Below are 20,072 nucleotides of genomic sequence, written 5' to 3'. Positions count from 1 at the left end.
CCGTAAGCCTTTGATAACCTTACGGGCGCGACAGTCCGCCGCGGGATGTGGGGGCCGACGTCTTCGAGGGGGAGCGACATGCGCCCAAGGATTGTCCGCGGCCTGATCGCCGCCGCCATCGCCGTCACGCTCGCCGGCTGCGCCGCCAGCACGCCCCCAGCGTCCCCACCCCGAGGCGGCGGGAGCCCCCAGGCCTTCGTGGACGTGGGCCTGGCCGGGCAGGCAAGTCCGTTCGAGGCCTACACGCGCCGCACGGCGGCCATCGAACCCGGCTTCGCCAACCCGACGCAGCTCGGCGAACGCCTGCGCACGGCGGCGGGCTACGAACCGAAACAGCTCGAGTCGGCGATGATCGCCTACGCCGCGCTCGCCGCCCTGCAGGAGCCGCGCTTCGTCCAGGCCGTGCGCGCCCAGGTCGGAAAAGGCGGGCGCGACCTCGCTCACCGGCTGGCCCAGGACCCCGACTCGGCGCTGAGCCTGCCCGGCGGATCGGCGGCGGCCGCCCGCGCCAACGCCGCCCTCGCCCGCCGCGGCGAAGCCCTGGCCAGCGCCGGCGCCCAGATGAAGAAGGCGTCCTATTCGATCCAGCGCCAGTCCTGGTCGCGCGCCAAGATCTCGAACGGCCCCCAGCGCCTCGCGGCCGTGAAACAGGCCGCGGGCTATCGCGCCGATCCCGCCGACCGGGCGCAACTCACCCAGGCGCTGGCCGAGGGCGGCCGGCGCACCGGCGCCTCGCCGGTCGTCTCCCGCGGCGTGGCCGTGGCGGCGCTCACCGTCCTGGGCCGCGACACCGAGGCGAAGCGGCTGATGACCGACCGCGGCGCGGGCCAGTGCCTGCGGATGGCCAAGCTCAACTACCACCAGTGCCTCGCGGCCGCCGGAACCCACTACGAGGACGTCTACTGCCTGGGTGTCCACGCCATGTCCGACCCCGGCCAATGCGTCGTCGCCGCCACAAAGGCCCCCCGCAGCGTCCAGCGGGCGGGGCTTTAGAAGCGCCTCCCCCCGTCGCGAAGACGACGGGGAGGTGGATCGTCGCGGCACGCGACGAGACGGAGGGGGCGCAAGGCCACAAGCTCGGCGGACGGGTCTTTGCGCCCCCTCCACCGCGTTCCGCGGTCCCCTCCCCCCGAACTCTTCGGTTCGGGGGAGGAGCGATGGTGTCAGATCAAATCCCGCAGCCACGCCACCAGCGGCGCGTCGGCGGGCGGCATGGGATAGCGGTCCATCTCGCGCGGGCGCGCCCAGGCCATCGCCTTATGCTCCTTCGCCGTCACCACGCCCTCCCAGCGCCGGACGAGATACAGCGGCATCAGCAGGTGGAAGCGCTCGTACTCGTGGCTCGCGAACACGAAGGGCGCGAGGCAGGCCTTCGTCACCCGGATGCCCAGTTCCTCGTCAAGTTCGCGGATCAGGCAGGCCTCGGGCGTCTCGCCGGGCTCGACCTTGCCGCCCGGAAACTCCCAGAGGCCGGCAAGCTGCTTGCCCTCGGGCCGCTGGCAGATCAGCACCCGCCCGTCCACGTCGACCAGGGCCGCCGCGGCGACGAGCACGATGGGTTTCATGGATGCGGAGTTCGTCATCGGAGCGCCTTCCCACGACCTGCGGCCAAATGGCAACGGTGAGCGCAAATCCAGGCGCCGCGGTTGACTTCCCGGCCACGAAGGCCGATGTGCCGCCTGCGCCCCTCCTGGGCGCTAGCGACGCTCCAGCCGCGTGGGGCCTCTTCGTCGAGGCTCAGCCTGTCGAGCGCAGTGAGAACCTTCTCATAGATCGCCCATCACGCGGGGCGCTCCCCAAAGACCCGCGACATCGCGCCCTCGGAGCGTTCCGAGCCGGCGCGCCCGTCGCATACGCGAAAGACTGTTTGTTTTGACTCAGTTCACCGACCTTGGCCTGGCCAAGCCGCTCCTCAAGGCGCTGGCCGACGAGGGCTACACCCAGCCGACGCCCATCCAGGCCCAGGCCATCCCCGGCGTCATGGCGGGCAAGGACCTGCTGGGCATCGCCCAGACGGGCACCGGCAAGACCGCCGCCTTCGCGCTGCCGATCCTGCATCGCCTCGCCGAAAATCGCCAACCCGCGCCGCGCCGCAGCGCCCGCGTGCTCGTCCTGGCGCCCACCCGCGAGCTCGCCACCCAGATCGGCGAGAGCTTCAAGGCCTATGGCAAGCACATGGGCGTCTCGGTCGCCGTCATCTTCGGCGGCGTGAAGCACGGGCCGCAGATGCGCGCCCTGGCCGGCGGCGTCGACGTGCTGGTCGCCACGCCCGGCCGCCTGCTGGACCACCTGTCCGAGAAGTCGATGACCCTGGAAGGCGTCGAGATCTTCGTCCTCGACGAAGCCGACCAGATGCTGGACATGGGCTTCATCGTCCCGATCCGCCGGATCGTGCGCTACGTGCCCAAGGCGCGCCAGAACCTGTTCTTCTCGGCCACCATGCCGAAGGAGATCGAGACGCTGGCCGGCGAGATCCTCAACCCGAACCCGCTGAAGGTGTCGGTGACCCCGCAGGCCACCACGGTCGAGCGGATCAACCAGCGCGTCCTCTTCGTCGAGCAGCAGCGCAAGCGCGCCCTGCTGGCCGAGCTGTTCGACGACGCCAGCTTCAAGCGCGTCATCGTCTTCACCCGCACCAAGCGCGGCGCCGACCGCGTGGCGCGCGGGCTGGAGCAGGTGGGCGTCGACGCCGCCGCCATCCACGGCGACAAGAGCCAGGGCCAGCGCGAGCGGGCGCTGGCGGCCTTCAAGGCCGGCGAGGTCCGCGCCCTGGTGGCCACCGACATCGCCGCCCGCGGCATCGACATCGACGCCGTGAGCCACGTGGTCCAGTTCGAGCTGCCCAACGTGCCCGAGGCCTATGTCCACCGGATCGGCCGCACGGCCCGCGCCGGCGCCGATGGCTCGGCCGTGGCGTTCTGTGCGGACGACGAGCGCGGCCTGCTGAAGGACATCGAGAAGGTGACCCGCCAGCGCATCCCCAGCTTCGACCGCCGCAACGACCGCCAGCTGGGCGCCGCGACGGCCGCCCTGCCGGAGCCCGCCGGCAAGGCCGAACGGCCGGAGCGCGCCCAAAGTCGTCCCCAGGGCCGTCCTCAGGGCCGCCCGCAAGGCAAGGCCCAGCCGCACCGCGGGGGCCACGCCCCCAAGCGCAACCGCAACCACGGGGACGGAGGCCCGCGGCCCGAAGGCGCCACGGCCCGGCCGGCCGGCGGGAAGCCCGGGTCCAAGGGCGGCGGGCGCAACCGGAACCGCAGCGGCGGCCCAGCGGGCGTCTGGTCAAACCGCTAGGAAGACCGGCGGGGGCGAGGCGACTTTCGCCCCCCTCCGGCACGGGCGGGCCGCTTCGCAGGCCACTTCCCCCTGAACGTGAAGCCAAGTAACGGTCGGCCCAGCCGATGCCGTTGTCCCTCCGCGCCACCACCGTCGCCGCCCTCCGGATCGTTCGCCGATGGCCGCCCGTGCATGCGGTGGTGCATCAGCTCGCCCTCCAGCTCATCAAGACGCGCTGGGGCGAACGCTTCGTGCGCGGCGCCGTGGGACCAGAGGCGCAGACCGACCGGGAGTACCGCGCCTGGGTCGAGACCTACGACACCCTGGACGACGCCAACCGCGACGCCATCCGCGCCCATATCAGTCGCCTGGCGCGCCGCCCGCTGATCTCGGTGGTGATGACCGCCTACCGCTCCGATCCCCGCCTGCTGCGGGAGGCTGTGGCCTCGGTCCAGGGCCAGCTCTATCCCCACTGGGAGCTCTGCATCGCCGAAGACGGCTCGCCGGGCGACGACACCTGGGGCACAGTCGACGCCCTGGCCTCTCAGGACCCGCGCATCAAGGCGGTCCGGCGCGAGGCCAACGGCGGCATCGCCGCGGCCACCAACTCGGCCATCGCCCTCGCCGCCGGCGAGTACGTCGCCTTCCTCGACCATGATGACCTGCTGGCCGAGCGCGCGCTCTATGAGGTGGCCGCCGAGTTGGACGTCCATCCCGACGCCGACCTGGTGTTCTCGGACGAGGACAAGCTCGACGAGCGGGGGCTGCGCTCTCAGCCGCACCACAAGACCGACTGGAACGCCGAGCTGATGCTGAGCGTCAACGCAGTGAACCACCTGACGGTCGTGCGCCGCAGCCTGCTGATCGACCTGGGCGGCCTGCGGGAAGGGTTCGACGGCGCCCAGGACCACGACCTGGTGCTGCGCGTGGCCGAGCGGACGACGCCACGGCGCATCCGCCACATTCCGTGGGTGCTCTACCACTGGCGCTGGCAGGGCAGGCAGGGGTCCTACTCCCGCACTCGCCTGGCCGAGTGCGCCGCCGCCGCGCAGCGCGCCGTGCAGGAACACCTCGCCCGCACGGGCCAAGCCGCGACCGCCGTGGTCACGCCCGGCAGACCGTGGCTACGCGTGCGCCGCGTCCTGCCGGTCCCTGCGCCTCTGGCCAGCATCATCGTGCCCACCCGTGACCGCGCCGAACTCCTGGCCCAGTGCGCCGAGGGGGTGCTGAAGAAGACGGCTTACGCGCCCCTGGAGCTGCTGATCGTCGACAACGGCAGCGAAGAGCCCGCCACACTCGCGCTCTTCGAGCGCCTGCGAGCCGATCCGCGCGTGCGCATCCTGCCCGCCCCCGGGCCCTTCAACTTCGCCGCCCTGATGAATCGGGCGGTCGAGGCCGCGCGCGGGGAGATCATCGTCTTGCTCAACAACGATATCAGCATGACCGGCGACGGCTGGCTGGCCGAGATGATCGCCCAGGCCGTGCGCCCGAACGTCGGCGCCGTGGGCGCGCGCCTGCTCTATCCCCACGACGACATCCAGCACGCCGGCGTGGTGCTGGGCGTGGGCGGCGGCGACGGGCGGGTGGCCGGCCACCTCTACGCCGGGGCGCCGGCGGGCCACGCCGGCTACCAGGGTCATCTCGCCCTGGCGCGCAACGTGTCGGCCGTCACCGCCGCCTGCCTCGCTATGCGCAAGGCGGTCTACCGGGAGGTCGGCGGCATGGACGCCGCGGGGCTCGCGGTGGCGTTCAACGACGTTGACCTGTGTCTCAAGGTCCGCGCCGCGGGCTACGACGTCGTCTGGACGCCCCACGCCGAGCTTTACCACCACGAGAGCGCCAGCCGCGGCTCGGACCTGGCGCCCGAGACCGCCGAACGCTTCCGGAGCGAGGTGGCGGTGATGCGCGACCGGTGGGGACCGGTGCTGGACGCCGATCCGTTCTACGGCCCGGTGTTCGACAAGCGGCACACCAACTATCGCCTGGGCTGCCCCCCGGACCGGCGCCCGCCCTGGACGCTCGGCTGACGGCAGGCCAGACCTCCGGTGGCGCGCGGCGGACGATTGCCACCCTCCGGGCGGCCCGGTACGAGCGGGCATGGACCGCCGCCTGATCCTCGATCTGATCGACCCGGCCCGTCAGCGCGGGCTCGAGATCGGCGCGCTGGATCGCCCCGTCGTGAGCCGCACCATGGGGGACATCGGCTATGTGGACCGCGCGTCCCGCGCCGAACTGCTGGAGTGGTACGCCGACCCCGCCCACCCCATCGACCGCGCCGTCCTGGTCGAGATCGATCACGTCTGGGGAACCGAAACCCTGCTGGAGGCGGTCGGCGGCCAGCGGGCCTACGACTACGTCATCGCGAGCCATGTGATCGAGCATGTGCCGGACATGTTCGGCTGGCTGACGGAGATCGCGGCGGTGCTGCGCGACGGCGGCCTGGGCCTGTTCATCGTGCCCGACAAGCGCTTCACCTTCGACTGGCCGCGGCCCGTCAGCACGCGCGGCGAGTTCGTGGACGCCCACCTGCGCGGCCTGCGCCGGCCGGACATCCGGCAGATCTTCAACCATACCTACGAGACGCGGCCCGAGGGCGCGCCGGAGCGGGACGACGGCGCCTTGACCGAGTACGCCCGCGGCTGCGTGGCGCTCTGCCGTCAAGCCGACGCCGAGAAGACCTACATCGACGCCCATTGCTGGGTGTTCACGCCGCGCTCCATGCTGGAGGCGCTGGACCTGCTCAGCCGCCTGGACCTTGCGCCCTTCGAGGTGGCGAACCTGACAGCCACGCCGCCGGGCGACGCCGAGTTCCTGCTGGCGCTTCGCCGCCTGCCCGACGAGATGGACGCCGCCACGCGCCGCGCGCGTTTCAAGGCCAGCGCCGCAACACTGGATCTCCCTGAGGAAGAGCCCGTCGCAGGCGCGCCAGAAGCGGTCGCCGCAGCCCGGATCGCCCTCGCCCGCGCCGCGGCGATCGAGAACTCCACCATATGGCGCGCCACCGCGCCTCTGCGGCGGCTGATCGGGATGCTGCGCGGCCGCTAGAGGCTGTCGTGAACTTGGGAAGGGGATCGGCCCGCCAGGCTGATCCCCTTCCCAAGTTCACGACAGCCTCTGGCGGCCTGCGGGGAACGGCCCTATCGTCGCGAGGCGTGTCAGTCAGGAGGCGTCGTGGTCAGATCGATCATCGGCGGCGCGATGGTTGTTGCGCTCGTTTCGGGCACGGCCTTCGCGGCGCCTTCACCGTCCCGCCCACTCCCCCTGGGCCCCGTCCCGCTGGCATGGATCGTCACGCCCGGAGAGGCAGGCTGCCAGGTGGAGTTCGAGCTGTCCGGCCGCTCGGGCGGCGTCACGCCGGTCCGCCTCACGTCGGATGGTCAGTTCGTCAGCCTGAGGTTCGCCAAGCCCGACCTGCCGTCGCGGGCCTTCCTGCCGATCCGCATCGACAATGCGCGGTTCTCCAACCTGATGCTGCGGGACGCGGACGGATCTGGAGAGCTCGTGCTGTCCGAGGAGACCCAGGCGGCCCTGCGGCGCGGCGCGACGCTCGGCGTGGCCTGGCTCGGCGAGGAGCCGCTGACCGGCTCGCTGGCCGGTTCCGACCGGGGGCTAGTGGATCTGCGGGGCTGCGGAGCCCAGGCGGCGAGCCGTCACCGCGAGCGCATGGCCGTCGAGGCCGTTGAACGGGAGCGCGCCGAGACCGAGGCCCGCTCGCGCGCTCTGAACGAGGCGCAACTCGCCGCGATCCAGGCCCAGACCGCCGCCGCCGAGGCCCAGCGCCGTCAAGCCGAAGAGGCGGCCGAACGCCAGCGTCGCGCCGAAGCCGCCGCCACCGAGCGCGCCTACATGGAAGCGCGCCAGCGAGCCTATGAGGACGAGCGACGCCGCGCCTACGAGAACGAACGCCGGCGCGCCTATGCGCGAGACCTGGAGGAGGACGGGCGCTGGACCCGGCCGCGGTATCCCTACGACCGGTACTGACAGGACGACCCGGCGCCGTCCGACCCCGACCGCATCGGATCGGGCTCGAAGCTGCGCCGGGCGCCGGTCAGGCCAGGCTCGTCAGGCCACCGTGGCGCTGAAGCGCCGCCGGCGGATCACATAGCCCGCCGCGCCGAAGCCCAGGATCATCATGGCCCAGGTGGACGGTTCGGGGATCGCGCCGACCGGGCCATTGCCGCCGCTGGGTCCGGTGTCGCCGGGGCCGCCGGGCGCATTGCCGCCCCCGCCCGGAGGCGTGAACGGATCGTCGCCGCCGTCGGTGTCGGGCGCAAACGGGTTTCCGCCGCCGCTCGAGCCGCCACCGGTCGGGCCGCCACCGGGGCCGCCGCCCGGCAGGGTCGGGATATCCGGCTTGTCCGTCGGCGGATCGGTCGGGAACGGCGGATCGCCGCCGCCCGGAGGCGTGAAGGGATTTTCGCCGCCCGGCTGGGTCGGATCGGTCGAGCCGTCGCCCCCGTCCGAACCGCCGCCGCCGGAACCACCGCCGCCGCCGCCGCCGCCCGCGCCGCCACCAGAACCACCGCCGCCACCGAAGCCCAGGCCGGGATCGGGCGCGAGGTCGCCGTTCGGATCATTGAAGGACGGAGGACCGCCCGTCGAAGAGTCGCCGGGTGTCGTGCCCGGAACGCCGCCGGTATCGCCGCCACCGGAGCCGCCGTCGCCCTCGCCGCCGCCGAAGTCGCCACCGGGCCCGGGCGTGGAACCGCCGCCGCCGCCGGAGCCGCCATTTCCGCCGGAACCGCCCGCGCCGCCCTCACCCCCCGAACCGGCGTCGGTGTCGCCGCCGGGAGCGGTGTCGCCGGGTTGTTCGGTCGTGAAGGGCTGGGACACCTCGGTCCCGCCGCCGCGGAAGAGGTTGATGCGGCCGCCATCCAGCGCCGCGTTGCCGTCCATCAGGGTCGGCGCGGCGATCGCGGTGGCGCCGAACATCATGGCCAGGGCCCCGCCGTGACGCGTGACCTTACGGTGCCACGGGTCGGTCGGGCAGAACGCCGGCTGGGCCGCCGGATGCCAGGGGGCGATCGGGCAGATCTCGCCGTCGGGACCCATGACGCGGCCCGGCCAGATCCAGCTCCACAGCCAGCTCATGCGCCACCAGCGCGCCAGGCCGCGGTCGGCGCCCTGGGGCCACAGCCAGCCGAACAGGGCGGCCATCAGGCCGTGCCGCTGGCCGAACCGTTCGTCCTGAAGTCGCGACGGCCACAGCCAGCCCGCAAGGGCGCCCATGAACGTCGTGCCGGCGACACTGCGCCGTTCGGTCTGCAGCGGCTGCGGCCACACCCAGGCCACGGCCGAAGCCAGCAGGCCCTGGCGGCGGCCCCGCGAGGGCCCGTGAGAGATCGCCTGGACGCTCATCCGCGCACCGCCCCGCCGATCTCCCGACCGGCCGGATCATTCCCTGCGCAGGCAACCTGCGTCACTGCTTCATGAACCATCTTGGCGCCCCACGCGCTTACGGCGCGTCCTTCGTTCGAGGTGACGCAAATCCGGCGCGCTGTCGTCAACGACCTGCGACGCGCGACGCTTTGCCCCACGGATCGCGCCAGGGGACCGGACGCGGAAAGAGGCCACGAAGAGGCGAGGCCGGGAAATCCCGTCCCCGGAGCTTCAACGGCCTTGGCGAGACGTTTCATCGTCGCCAGCATCCCAAATCCCTCCAGCGCAACATTCGTCCAATCCGGCCGGGGGAACCGGGATAAACGAAGCTAGACCATGCAGCATCGGGGGTAACGCTGCCACCTGAGACAATCGACAGGGGAATTTCCCCTTTTGGGAGAACCTGTCCGCCTCGCGCATTCTCCAGCAAGTACGGCGCCAGCTTGGCCTTGGATGCAGGCTCGCGGATGGACGGACGACCCCGGTCACGAAAAAGGGCCCCGCGATGGGGGCCCTCCGTCGGCTTCGGCCGCGTGAGGCGGGGAGGCCTCAGGCGCCCAGCGACACCGTGCCCAGGGCCGCAGTGAGGCCGAGGAACAGGAGCAGCGCCGGGGTGAGACGGTCGAAAAGCCGTTCGAAGTTCACGAGAGACATGACACACACCTTTCAGTTGGTCCCCCTTTTCATTGGTCCCCGGGGGAGCGGGGCTTTTCTCATTTGAACGTTGCTCAGATGGGAGGGGATAGTGGAGCCGTCAATGGCATCTGGACGGTGCTCAGATATGAAATTATGGTAATGCGATGAGCGAAGCCAAAAGCGCCGAACCGCGCCCCTATCACCACGGTGACCTTCGGCGTGCGCTCATAGACGCCGCCCGCCGCCTCCTGGAGGCCGAGGGGCCCAGTGCGCTCTCCCTGCGGGCGGTCGCGCGGGAGGCCGGCGTCAGTCCGGCCGCCCCCTACCATCACTTCAAGGACAAGTCCGAGCTGCTCGACGCCGTCGCCCACGAAGGCTGGGAGACCCTCGGAGCCCAGATGGCCGAGGCCAAGTCCGGGGCCGAAGGCCGGGCCCAGCTCACGGCCCTCGGCATCGCCTACGTCTGCTTCGCGCGCGACAACCCGGCCCTCTACCGCGTCATGTACGACGCAGTGCGCGACAAGGAGGCTCTCCCCGAGGACATCCACGACAAGGACGACAGCGCCTACTGCATGGTGCGCGACACCCTGATCGAGCAGGGCGCCGACCCGGCGGCGGAAGCCCATCTGGAACTGGCGACCATCGCCGCCTGGTGCGCCGGCCACGGCCTGGCCGAGATGGCGGGCTTCACCCAGTTCGCACCGCTCAAGGAAGCCCTCGGCGGCGAACGCCGGTTCCTGGAGGCGGTCTTCGAGCACATGGGCCTGTTCCAGCACCCGCCCGGCGCCTGCTAGACGCCTCCGGGTGTTCGCCACCCGCTTCGCGCCCTCGCCCACCGGCCATCTGCACCGCGGCCACGCGTTCTCGGCGCTGACGGCTCATGCGGCCGCCGCCGCCGCGGGCGGCCGCTTCGTGCTGCGCATCGAGGATATCGACACCACCCGCAGCCGGCCCGCCTTCGAAGCCGCCATCTACGAGGACCTGGCCTGGCTGGGACTGGCCTGGGAAACGCCGGTCCGGCGACAGTCCGAGCACCTCGCCGACTACCATGCCGCCCTCGCCCGCCTGGAGGCGCGCGGCCTCGTCTATCGTTGCTTCCGCACCCGGCGCGAGGTGGCCGAGGCGATGGCGTCCGCGCCCCATGGACCGATGGAGGCGTTCCGCGGAGGTCCCCTGCCGCCGGATGAGGAAGCCGCCCGCCTGGCCGCCGGCGAGCCCTTCGCCTGGCGCCTCTCGCTCGACGCGGCCGCCGCGGCCCTGGGGGGTTTCGACAGTCTGACCTTCGTGGAGGAGGGCCAGGGCGTGATCCCCGCCCGTCCCGAACTGGGGGGCGACGTGGTCCTCGCGCGGCGGGACGTGGGCGTCGCCTATCATCTGGCCGTGGTTGTGGACGACGCGCTCCAGGGAATCACCCACGTCATCCGAGGTCGCGACCTGTTCGAGGCCACCCACGTCCAGCGTCTGCTCCAGGCCCTGCTGGACCTGCCCGAGCCGGCCTACAGGCACCATGATCTGCTGCTCGGTCCAGACGGCCGGCGCTTCGCCAAGCGCGACCGGTCCGAGACGCTGCGGTCGTTGCGCGAGCGCGGCATGAACCCGGCGGATCTGCGGAGAGGCCTGGGCTTTGCCTGACGCGGCGGCGTCCGCCCCCCGGGGCTTGGCTGGGCTGGCTCCTGTTCGCCGAACCCATCGCACCGCTCCGGCCCCCGACGCCGCCGCGGCGCTGGATAGCGTGACCGTGCTCCTCTCCCTTTTGGGCGCGGCAGGCCTATCCCAGTTCCCACGCCACGCGCGCGGTTTCGATCCGTGCGAGCTTCTCGTGGAAAGCGCTCCAGTCGTCCGATGCGGCGATGGGCGCCCACAGCGCTTCGATCTGGTCGTAGAGCAGTTCCTCCGGCTCCGGGCCGGCGAAGTACGGATGCGTCAGGCGTTCGGGGCGCTCCGCCTCGTAGCCGGCCAAGCCGCTGCGGAACGCGGCGAAGGCGTCCTCGCCGTAGATCGCGGCCCGGGGCCCCCACATCGCCCGCGCCTCGTCCCCACAGAACCAGTCGAAGAACAACGGCTCCCAGCGCACCTGGGGTCCGCCCTCCGCCAGCGCACGGAACGTGGATTGCACGAAGGCCACGTCCGCCTCCCCGCCCTTGGGTTTCAGGCCCAGCCGGGCCAGCATCGCCCCGGCCAGGGCGGCGCGATAGGCGGGGGCGAAGCGGTTCAGCGCCTCGACCAGCGGATCGCTCTCGGCCACCAGGCTCAGGCACCCGGCGAGCTGCTGAAGGTTCCAGAACACCGCCTCCGGCTGGCGGCCGAAGCTGTAGAGTCCCGACTGGTCGAAATAGGCCGCGACGAAGTTCGGGTCCGAGTGCGGCAGGAAGCGGTAGGGGCCGTAGTCGAAGCTCTCGCCGGTGATGTTCATGTTGTCGGTGTTGAGGACCCCGTGGACGAAGCCGGCCGCCATCCACCGCGCCGCGAGCACGGCCGCGCGGTCGGCCACCGCCTCCATCAGGGCCACGGGCCGGTCGTTCGCCCCGGCCAGGTCCGGGTAGTACGTCTCCACCACGTGGTCGGTGAGCGCCAGCAGGCGATCCTTCGCCTCGAAGAACGCGTGCCGCTGGAAGCTGCCGAAACGCACGTGACTGTGCGACAGCCGCACCAGCACCGACGAGCGTGTCGGGCTGGGCTCGTCGCCCCGGACCAGGGCCTCGCCGGTCTCCACCAGCGAGAGCGACTTCGAGGTCGGGACGCCCAGCGCCTCCAGCATCGCAGTCGCCAGCACCTCGCGCACGCCGCCCTTCAGCGTCAGTCGCCCGTCGCCGCCGCGCGACCAGGGCGTCTGGCCCGAACCCTTGGTCCCCAGGTCCAGCAGGCGGCCGGTTCCCGCCTCCCGCAACTGCGCGAACAGGAAGCCACGGCCGTCGCCGAGGTCGGGGTTGTAGACGCGGAACTGGTGGCCGTGATAGCGCAGCGCCAGGGGCGGATCGATGTTCCCGGGCAAGGGCTCGAACCGTCCGAAGTGGGCGATCCACTCGTCGTCGGTCAGCGCCTCCAGTCCCACCGACGCCGCGGCGCGATCATTGCGGTAGCGCAGGACGGTCCGTGGAAAATCCGCCGCGCGGACGGGATCTCCGAACTCGATCCCCAGCGCGGGCAGCCGGGGATCCGGGCGGTAGGCGGGCGAGACGGGCATCCCGTCAGCTAGCCCCGCCCATCCGCGAGGGCAACTAGGCGATGCCCAGGAAGCCCAGGACGGCCAGGACGATCACGACCAGGCCCACGAGATAGATGATGCCGTTCATGCCGGCGCTCCTCGGTTTCAGTCCGGCGTCTAACGCGGCCGTTCGCCGAGGCGTTCCGTCCGGCGGCTCCGACGCCGGCGGGAGGGTCAGCCGATGCGCGCGCCCATGCCGCCGTCCACCGGCAGGATCGCGCCGGTCACGAACTTCGCCTCGTCCGAAGCCAGGAACAGGGCGGCGTAGGCGGTGTCCCACGCCGTGCCCATCCGCCCGCCCAGGGGGACGCGGGCGTCGCGCTCGGCGCGCACCTCGGCCTGGGTGCGGCCGCTGGCGCCGGCGATCCCGGCCACCGCCATCGGCGTGTCCATCAGGCCGGGCTGGACAGCGTTGCAGCGGATTCCGTGGCGCGCCTGCGACATCGCCACATGCGCCGTCAGCCGGTTCACGCCGGCCTTCGAGACCTCGTAGGCGATCTGGATGCCCCCCGCCCGCGCGGCCAGCGACGAGATGTTGACGATGGCGCCGGCCTTCTGCGCACGCATCACGGGCAACACGGCCTTGGTGACCAGCCACATGCCTTTCAGGTTCACCGACAGGATGCGGTCGAAGGCGGCCTCCTCCACCACGTGGGCCGGGCCGTCGCCGCCGCCGATCCCCACGTTGTTGACCAGGACGTCGATCCGCCCCAGCCGCTCTTGCGCCGCCTGCACGATGGACGCCGCGTCCGCCGCCCGCGTCACGTCGGCCTGAAGCGCCGTGGCCTCGCCGCCCTCGGCGCGGACCTCGGCGGCGGTCTCCTCGGCCCGTTCGCCGATCCGGTCGACGCACAGCACCCGCGCGCCCTCGCGCGCGAACAGCAGCGACATGGCGCGGCCGTTGCCGACCGTCTCGCCCGGCGTCTGGCCCGCGCCGACGACGACCGCGGCCTTGCCCGCCAGCCGGCCGCGCCCGTCCGCCGCCACCTCAGTAGCCCTTCAGCTCGGGGTCCAGCGTCTGGCCCTCGTCGAGCTGCACGCCGAAGCTGTTCAGGATCATCGAGACCTGGGTGTACTGGCCCACGGTGAACACCACGTCCATGCGCTGCTTGTCGCTGTAGTGGCGGCCCAGTTCGGCCCAGGTGGCGTCGGTGATGAAGTGGTCGCCCACCAGTTCGTCGGCCGCCTTCACCAGCACCGCGTCCGCCGGGCTCCAGCCGGCGTCGGCGCCGCGCTTGATCTGCTCGATCTCGGCGTCGGTCAGGCCCGACTGCAACCCGATGCGGGTGTGCTGCGTGAACTCGTAGCCGGACTTGCACAGGTAGCCGACGCGCAGGATCAGGATCTCCCGCTCGCGGGCCGGCAGGTCGTTGCGGCGCGACAGGATGTAGCCGCCCCAGTCGTTGAACCGCGTCAGCGCCTTGGGCGCATGGGCCAGCGTCCGGAAGATGTTCAGCACGCCCATGGTCCCGTTGCGCACGGGTTGCAGCGCTTCGGCCTGGTCGGGCGTCAGGTCGGCGTCCTTCAGTGGCGGCACGCGGGGCGCGGACAGTCTCATGGCGTTTCCTCGAAGCTTCGGTTTGTCGCCCCGCACCTTAAGGCGCGTCCCGGCGATTTCGCTAGAGCGGGCGCGGGCGGCTTGTTACCCAGGCCGCGATGTCCACGCGCTCGACGCTCGCATACCTGCGGACCGAGACCGGCTCGGGCCTGCTGCCGCCCATCGCGGCGCTGGCGGCGATCGTCTGGGCCAACACGCCGTGGGCCGCCGCCTATTTCGGGCTCGTCGCCGCGCCCGTCCCCGTCCAGGTCGGCCCCTTCGCCCAGACGATGGGCCTGGGCGCGTGGATCACCACGGCGCTCATGCCCGTGCTGTTCTTCGTCCTGGGGCTGGAGCTCAAGCACGAGGTCCTGCGCGGCGAGCTCTCGAACCCCCGCCGCCTCGCCCTGCCGGTGCTGGCCGCCGCCGGCGGGATCGCCCTGCCCGCCGCGATCTACGTCGCCGCGAATCTCGGTCCGGGCGGCGCGCCCCACGCCTGGCTGGCCGCCGCCCCCACCGACATCGCCTTCGCGCTCGCGATCCTGGCCCTGGCGGGACCTCGCCTGCCGCCCACGCTGCGGATGTTCCTGCTCACCATCGCGCTCATCGACGGCGCCGCCACGGGCGTGGGCGTGGCGCTGTTCTACGCCGAGGGCCTGCGTTTCCCGATGCTGGCGGCGGCCGCCGCGACCCTCGCGGTGCTGGCGGCCATGTCGCGCTGGCGCGCGGCTCCCTACGCCTTCTGGGCCTTCGGCGGGGTGTTGCTCTGGGCCTTCACGCTGAAGTCCGGGCTCAGCCCGGCGCTGGCGGGCCTGGCGCTGGCCGCCGTCTTCCCGCTGGAGCCCAAGCGGCCGGGCGGCGTGGGCGTGCTGCAGGAGACGATGGACGCCCTGCATCCCTACGTCGCCTTCGTGGTGCTGCCGCTGTTCGTCTTCCTGGCGGCGGGCTTCCCGCTGAGCGGAGGCGAAGACCGCGACCTGATCGCGCCCGTAAGCGTTGGGCTGGCGGCCGCCCTGGCCCTGGGCAAGCCCCTGGGGATCTTCGGGGTCGCCGCCCTGGTTATCGGGCTGAAGTGGGCGCGGCGGCCCACCGGGGCGCGCTGGATCGAGCTGCTGGGCGTCTCGGCCCTCTGCGGCGTGGGCTTCGCGCTCAGCCTCTTCGCCGGCGCCGTGGCCTTTCCGCCCGGCGACATGCGCGAGGACCAGATGCGCGCCGGCGTGGTCGTCGGCTCGGCGCTCGCCGGGGCCCTGGGCCTGGGGCTGCTCGGCTTCAGCGCGGCCCGTCGCGCCCGCGAGGCGCAAGGCTGAGCCGGTCAAGGCGCGAGGGCGGCGCCGCCAAGCAAAAAGAGCCGCCCTTGCGGGCGGCCCTTCCGTCTTCGCCGATGGCGTCGGCGCTATTCCGCCGCCTGCTTGGGCGCATAGCCCAGCATGGCCTTGGTCTCCAGGAACTCGTGGAAGGCGTAGTCGCCCCACTCGCGCCCGTTGCCGCTCATCTTGTAGCCGCCGAACGGCGCCATCATGTCGCCGCCGCCGCCGTTGATCGACACTTGGCCGGCGCGCAGCTTGGCCGCGACCTTGCGGGCCTTCTCCAGGTCGCCCGACTGGACATAGGCGGCCAGGCCGTACTCGGTGTCGTTGCCGATATCGATGGCCTGCTCGACCGTCTCGTAGCCCAGGATCGACAGCACGGGGCCGAAGATCTCTTCCTTGGCGATCGTCATCTCGTTGGTCACGTTGGCGAACACCGTGGGCTTCACATAGTAGCCCTTGTCCAGCCCGTCCGGCCGGCCCACGCCGCCGATCACCAGGGTCGCGCCCTCGTCGATGCCGGCCTGGATCAGCTTCTGGATCTTGTCGAACTGGGTCTTGTTGACCACCGGGCCGAGTTGGCTGTTGCCGTTCGGGTCGCCGACGGTGACGCCGGCCGCCGTCTCGCGCGCCACCGCGATCGCCTCGTCCATCCGCTTGGAGGGGACCAGCATCCGGGTCGGCGCGTTACAGGACTGGCCCGAGTTGGTCATCATGGTGGCGACGCCGCGGCCGACGCCCTTGGCGAAGGCGTCGTCGTCCAGGACGATGTTCGGGCTCTTGCCGCCCAGTTCCTGGGCCACGCGCTTGACCGTCGGGGCGGCCGCCTTGGCCACCTCGATGCCGGCGCGGGTCGAGCCGGTGAACGACACCATGTCCACTTCGGGGTGGCTGGAGATCGCCGCGCCCACGGTCGGGCCGTCGCCGTGCACCAGGTTGAACACGCCCGCCGGCACGCCCGCCGCATGCATGATCTCGGCGAAGATGTGCCCGCTGAAGGGCGCCACTTCCGACGGCTTCAGCACCATGGTGCAGCCCGTGGCGATGGCCGGCGCCACCTTGCAGACGATCTGGTTCAGCGGCCAGTTCCAGGGGGTGATGAAGCCGCAGACGCCGATCGGCTCCTTGACGATCATCGTCGGGCCGCGGTCCTCCTCGAACTTGAAGGTCTTCAGCACCTCGATGGCCGTGCCCAGGTGGCCCAGGCCGATCGGAACCTGCGCGCGCTGCGCCAGGTTGGCCGGGGCGCCCATCTCTTCCGTCACCGCCGTGGCCAGGTCGCCGAAGCGCTTCTGGTATTCGGCCAGGATGCGGCCCAGCACCTCCAGGCGCTCCTCGCGGCTGGTCTGGCTCCACGAGTCGAAGGCCTTGCGCGCGGCCTTGCAGGCGCGGTCCACGTCGGCCGCCGAGCCCAGGGCGATCTTGCCGGCGACCGCCTCGGTGGCCGGGTTCTCGACGTCCAGCGTCTTCAGCCCCTCGGCCGGGTCCACCCACGCTCCGTCGATGTAGAACTTGAGGTACTCGCGCATAGACGTCCTCCTGGCATGTTGTCGGGGCGATCCTGTCGTCGCGGACTTAAGGCGTCCGCCCCCCGTCTTTCAAACGCTCATATTAGTGATCGGCGTTAAGCTGGGAAGCCCCGACCTGTGGAAAACCCCGCTCTCAGCCGACGCTGCTCCAGGCCGGCGCGCCAAACCTTGCGGGAACACCGCCGCCTCGTTAAAGCCCACGCCATCTGACTCCGGAGGCCCCATGAGCGGCATCTACATGATCCTCGTGTTCGTCGGCGTCCTCGCGGCGCTGAACTGGTTCGAGTTCGGCCGCCTCGACTGAGGCGCCCGCGAGCCCGGCAGAACGACCCGTGGGCCGCCGCGGCGCAGCCCTGATCACCGGCGCGGCCCGGCGCATCGGCCGCGTGCTGGCCGCCACGGCGGCCCGGGCCGGCTATGACGTCGCCCTCCACGTCCGCAGCGTCGACGACGACGCCGAGGCCGCCGCCGGCGAGGTCCGCGGTCACGGCCGCAAGGCCGCCCTCCTGACCTGCGACCTGCGCAAGGAGAGCGCGACCGTCGCGCTGGTGGGCGAGGCCGAGGCCGAGTTGGGGCCCGTCACCCTCCTGGCCAATTCCGCGTCCGTCTTCGAGAACGACGCCTTCGCCGACATGAACCGCGCCTCGTGGGACCTCCACCTGGAGACCAACCTGCGCGCGCCCCTGGTGCTGGCCCAGGCCTTCGCGCGGCGCCTGCCGGCCGGCCACGAGGGGCTGATCGTCAACATCCTGGACCAGCGGGTCTGGCGCCCCGGCCCCGACTTCTTCACCTACACCCTGTCCAAGTCCGCCCTATGGGCCGCGACGCAGATGCTGGCCCGGGACCTCGCCCCGCGCATCCGGGTGAACGGCATCGGCCCCGGCCCCGTCCTGGCCTCGATCCACCAGGACGCCGCGGCCTTCGCCGCCGAGGCCGCGTCCACGCCGCTCGGCCGCCCCGTCCCGCCCGAGGACATCGGCGCGGCGCTGGCCTATCTCATCGACGCCGGGGCGGTGACCGGCCAGATGATCGCCGTGGACTCGGGACAGCACCTGTCATGAACGCCCCCGCCCACAGCCCCGTGCGCCTCGCCGTCTCCAGGGTCTTCGTCACCGGCGTGAAGGTGCAGGCCGAGATCGGCGTCTACCGCCACGAGATCGGCCGCGTTCAGCCCCTCATCGTCGACGTCGAACTGGATGCGCCCACCAACGCCTCCGACCGTCTGGCCGAGACGGTGAACTACGAGACGATCCTCCAGGCCGCCCAGGCCCTGGCCGCCGAGGGCCACGTCGACCTGGTCGAGACCTTCGCCCACCGCCTGGCCGAACGCTGCCTCGCCGACCCGCGCGTCACCCGCGCCCGCGTCCGCATCGAGAAGCCCCTCGCGCTCGCCCCCCATGCCACCGGGGCCGGCGTCGAGATCGTGCTCGAACGGGCCTGAACGGCCTTTGGCCAGGCGGGGACCCTCGCCGCCGGGCCGAGGCTCCGGACCACCTGTCGCATTTGTAACGCGGAGCCGTCTTTGCGTGACCGCGTTCCAGGTCCATCTATTTCCGTGAGGCGCCCTTCCGGCGCCCGCCCTGGAGGGACCTGACCGACGATGACCCACAACGCGAGCTTCAGCGCGGCCGAGGACAAGACCATGCCCGCGGTCTGCTACGCGCTCTACCTCCTGGCCTATGCGACGGGGATCACCGCCATCATCGGCCTGGTGATCGCCTACAGCCAGCGCAGCACGGCCGGGCCCGTCAACGCCAGCCACTACACCTTCATGATCCGCACCTTCTGGATCGGCCTCCTGCTGATGGTCGCCACCGGCGTCCTCTTCGGCGTGGGCGCGATCCTCAGCATCATCCTGATCGGCTTCCCCATCATGGGCGTCGCCTGGCTGCTGGGGGCCGCCGCCTGCATCTGGTACGGCGTCCGCTGCATCGTGGGCCTGGTCTACCTCAGCCGCGGCGAGGCCTATCCCCGCCCATACGCCGTCCTGGCGTAGGGAGGGGACCCTCCTTTCCCACGAAGTGGGAGAGGGGGACCGCCCGTCGAGGAGCGGGTGGTGGAGAGGGCAAGCCCCATCCGCAAAATCCCGATCCGACCTGCTGCGTCCACAGGGCGGATCGGTCCGCCCTGCCCGCCGCTTCCCCTTCCCGCCACGCCCTCTTCGGGGGCGCGATCCCCCTTCCCGTTGCATGGGAAGGGAAGGGACGTTGCGCCCGGCGCGGCGGCGCGCCAAGGTCGCGCCCTCGAATCCAGGGAGGGATACGCATGTTCTCGCACATCATGGTCGGCGCCAACGACCTGCCCCGCGCCAAGGCGTTCTACGACGCGCTCCTCGGCACGCTGGGCGTCGGCCCGGCGATGCAGGATGGCCACCGCATCTTCTACATGACGCCCACGGGCGTCTTCGCCGTCTCCGAGCCCATCGACGGCCAGCCGGCCACCCACGCCAACGGCGCCACCATCGGCTTCGCCTGCAAGGATTCCGCCCAGGTCGACGCCTGGCACGCGGCGGGCGTCGCGGCGGGCGGCACGTCGATCGAGGATCCGCCCGGCCTGCGCGAAGGCGGCCTGGGCAAGCTCTACCTCGCCTACCTGCGCGATCCCGACGGCAACAAGCTCTGCGCGCTGCACCGGATGTAGGCTCTGCCGGAACGCTGCGACACTGAGCAGGGCAGGCCGGCCACGGCCGCTCATCCCGCCCGCCTGCCCCGCCGCTACGTCAGAATCGGACGCACCCTTGCCTTCCCCGCGAAGGGGCGGGAACTGGTCGCCGAGGCTGGCGCAGGCAGCACTTGGCCCCACCATATGTTCTTGATATGTTCGGGAACATCATGCGCCGGACCCTCATCACAAATCGCGCTCGCACCCTGCGCAAAACGATGAGCGGCGCCGAGGTGATCCTCTGGACCCGCCTGCGCGGGCGCGGCCCGGACCGGCCCACCTTCCGCCGCCAGCACCCCTTCGGCCGGATCATCCTCGACTTCTACTGCCCATCCGCCCGGCTTGCGATCGAGGTCGACGGCCGCACTCATTGGGACGACGAGGCCCAGGCTCGTGACGCCGCCCGCGACTGCTGGCTACGGACCCAGGGCGTCGACGTCCTGCGCGTCCCCGCCTCCAGCCTCTACAACGACCTCGGCGACACCGTGGACGCGATCCTCAGACACGCCGACGAACGCCGCCGCCTTCTTACCTCCCCCGCGAAG

At 71.7% G+C, this 20,072-nt stretch carries 20 protein-coding genes; 14 read left to right on the top strand and 6 right to left on the bottom strand.

Annotated elements, in window-relative coordinates; all coding sequences use genetic code 11:
- Positions 1–78 precede the first annotated feature (78 nt).
- Positions 79–993 carry a hypothetical protein gene (locus tag WG212_RS07540; RefSeq protein WP_337186469.1) on the top strand — a complete coding sequence of 305 codons (915 nt, stop codon included), beginning with the start codon at positions 79–81 and terminating at the stop codon, positions 991–993.
- Positions 994–1,163: 170 nt separating this feature from the next.
- Here WG212_RS07540 and mutT read toward each other — a convergent pair whose 3' ends face one another.
- Complete coding sequence (mutT, locus tag WG212_RS07535; protein WP_337186611.1) at positions 1,164–1,565, bottom strand: 8-oxo-dGTP diphosphatase MutT; 402 nt, start codon at positions 1,563–1,565, stop codon at positions 1,164–1,166.
- A 307-nt stretch (positions 1,566–1,872) separates the two neighbouring features.
- Here mutT and WG212_RS07530 point away from each other — a divergent pair, with 307 nt between their 5' ends.
- From WG212_RS07530 to WG212_RS07515, 4 genes are all read left to right on the top strand, one after another.
- Complete coding sequence (locus tag WG212_RS07530; RefSeq protein WP_337186468.1) at positions 1,873–3,291, top strand: DEAD/DEAH box helicase; 1,419 nt, start codon at positions 1,873–1,875, stop codon at positions 3,289–3,291.
- 107 nt (positions 3,292–3,398) lie between these two features.
- Positions 3,399–5,300: a glycosyltransferase family 2 protein gene (locus WG212_RS07525; protein WP_337186467.1), complete on the top strand. Its 1,902-nt coding sequence runs from the start codon at positions 3,399–3,401 to the stop codon at positions 5,298–5,300.
- Positions 5,301–5,370: 70 nt separating this feature from the next.
- The gene (locus WG212_RS07520; RefSeq protein ID WP_337186466.1) at positions 5,371–6,318 is read left to right on the top strand and encodes a methyltransferase domain-containing protein; all 948 of its coding nucleotides are present in this window, start codon (positions 5,371–5,373) and stop codon (positions 6,316–6,318) included.
- 126 nt (positions 6,319–6,444) lie between these two features.
- Positions 6,445–7,254, top strand: coding sequence for a hypothetical protein (locus tag WG212_RS07515; protein ID WP_337186465.1), 810 nt, complete (start codon positions 6,445–6,447; stop codon positions 7,252–7,254).
- A gap of 81 nt (positions 7,255–7,335) precedes the next feature.
- Here the strand turns inward: WG212_RS07515 and WG212_RS07510 are convergent, their stop codons facing one another.
- Positions 7,336–8,631 carry a PEPxxWA-CTERM sorting domain-containing protein gene (locus tag WG212_RS07510; protein WP_337186464.1) on the bottom strand — a complete coding sequence of 432 codons (1,296 nt, stop codon included), beginning with the start codon at positions 8,629–8,631 and terminating at the stop codon, positions 7,336–7,338.
- Positions 8,632–9,452: 821 nt separating this feature from the next.
- Here WG212_RS07510 and WG212_RS07505 point away from each other — a divergent pair.
- Both WG212_RS07505 and gluQRS read left to right on the top strand, forming a co-directional pair.
- The gene (locus WG212_RS07505) at positions 9,453–10,082 is read left to right on the top strand and encodes a TetR/AcrR family transcriptional regulator (RefSeq protein WP_337186463.1); all 630 of its coding nucleotides are present in this window, start codon (positions 9,453–9,455) and stop codon (positions 10,080–10,082) included.
- A 10-nt stretch (positions 10,083–10,092) separates the two neighbouring features.
- Positions 10,093–10,920 carry a tRNA glutamyl-Q(34) synthetase GluQRS gene (gene gluQRS, locus WG212_RS07500; protein WP_337186462.1) on the top strand — a complete coding sequence of 276 codons (828 nt, stop codon included), beginning with the start codon at positions 10,093–10,095 and terminating at the stop codon, positions 10,918–10,920.
- Positions 10,921–11,056: 136 nt separating this feature from the next.
- On the opposite strand, the gene WG212_RS07495 is transcribed toward gluQRS, so the two are convergent.
- The 3 genes from WG212_RS07495 to WG212_RS07485 form a co-directional block, all read right to left on the bottom strand.
- The gene (locus WG212_RS07495; RefSeq protein ID WP_337186461.1) at positions 11,057–12,472 is read right to left on the bottom strand and encodes a YdiU family protein; all 1,416 of its coding nucleotides are present in this window, start codon (positions 12,470–12,472) and stop codon (positions 11,057–11,059) included.
- Positions 12,473–12,667: 195 nt separating this feature from the next.
- On the bottom strand, positions 12,668–13,480 hold the full coding sequence (locus tag WG212_RS07490; protein ID WP_337186460.1) for an SDR family NAD(P)-dependent oxidoreductase: 813 nt from the start codon (positions 13,478–13,480) through the stop codon (positions 12,668–12,670).
- A 1-nt stretch (position 13,481) separates the two neighbouring features.
- Positions 13,482–14,051, bottom strand: a complete 570-nt coding sequence (locus tag WG212_RS07485) for a carboxymuconolactone decarboxylase family protein (protein ID WP_337186459.1) — start codon at positions 14,049–14,051, stop codon at positions 13,482–13,484.
- Between the two features lie 98 nt (positions 14,052–14,149).
- On the opposite strand from WG212_RS07485, the gene nhaA reads away from it, so the two are divergent.
- Positions 14,150–15,337, top strand: coding sequence for a Na+/H+ antiporter NhaA (gene nhaA, locus WG212_RS07480; RefSeq protein ID WP_337186458.1), 1,188 nt, complete (start codon positions 14,150–14,152; stop codon positions 15,335–15,337).
- Between the two features lie 86 nt (positions 15,338–15,423).
- On the opposite strand, the gene WG212_RS07475 is transcribed toward nhaA, so the two are convergent.
- Positions 15,424–16,866: an aldehyde dehydrogenase family protein gene (locus tag WG212_RS07475; RefSeq protein WP_337186457.1), complete on the bottom strand. Its 1,443-nt coding sequence runs from the start codon at positions 16,864–16,866 to the stop codon at positions 15,424–15,426.
- Between the two features lie 85 nt (positions 16,867–16,951).
- Here WG212_RS07475 and WG212_RS07470 point away from each other — a divergent pair, with 85 nt between their 5' ends.
- From WG212_RS07470 to WG212_RS07445, 6 genes are all read left to right on the top strand, one after another.
- Positions 16,952–17,170 (top strand): hypothetical protein, encoded by a 219-nt coding sequence (locus tag WG212_RS07470; RefSeq protein WP_337186456.1) that lies wholly within the window; start codon positions 16,952–16,954, stop codon positions 17,168–17,170.
- 28 nt (positions 17,171–17,198) lie between these two features.
- Positions 17,199–17,927: an SDR family oxidoreductase gene (locus WG212_RS07465; RefSeq protein ID WP_337186455.1), complete on the top strand. Its 729-nt coding sequence runs from the start codon at positions 17,199–17,201 to the stop codon at positions 17,925–17,927.
- Positions 17,924–18,307 (top strand): dihydroneopterin aldolase, encoded by a 384-nt coding sequence (folB, locus tag WG212_RS07460; RefSeq protein WP_337186454.1) that lies wholly within the window; start codon positions 17,924–17,926, stop codon positions 18,305–18,307. Before WG212_RS07465 ends, folB begins: the two co-directional genes overlap by 4 nt.
- Positions 18,308–18,466: 159 nt before the next feature.
- Positions 18,467–18,862: a hypothetical protein gene (locus WG212_RS07455; RefSeq protein ID WP_337186453.1), complete on the top strand. Its 396-nt coding sequence runs from the start codon at positions 18,467–18,469 to the stop codon at positions 18,860–18,862.
- Positions 18,863–19,131: 269 nt separating this feature from the next.
- Positions 19,132–19,506, top strand: coding sequence for a VOC family protein (locus tag WG212_RS07450; protein ID WP_337186452.1), 375 nt, complete (start codon positions 19,132–19,134; stop codon positions 19,504–19,506).
- 191 nt (positions 19,507–19,697) lie between these two features.
- The coding region (locus WG212_RS07445) for an endonuclease domain-containing protein (protein ID WP_337186451.1) at positions 19,698–20,072 on the top strand (375 nt) is incomplete at its 3' end.

This window comes from Phenylobacterium sp. (genome assembly GCF_037189685.1).
Taxonomy (GTDB): domain Bacteria; phylum Pseudomonadota; class Alphaproteobacteria; order Caulobacterales; family Caulobacteraceae; genus Phenylobacterium.
This window is presented reverse-complemented; position numbering and strand designations above follow the sequence as displayed.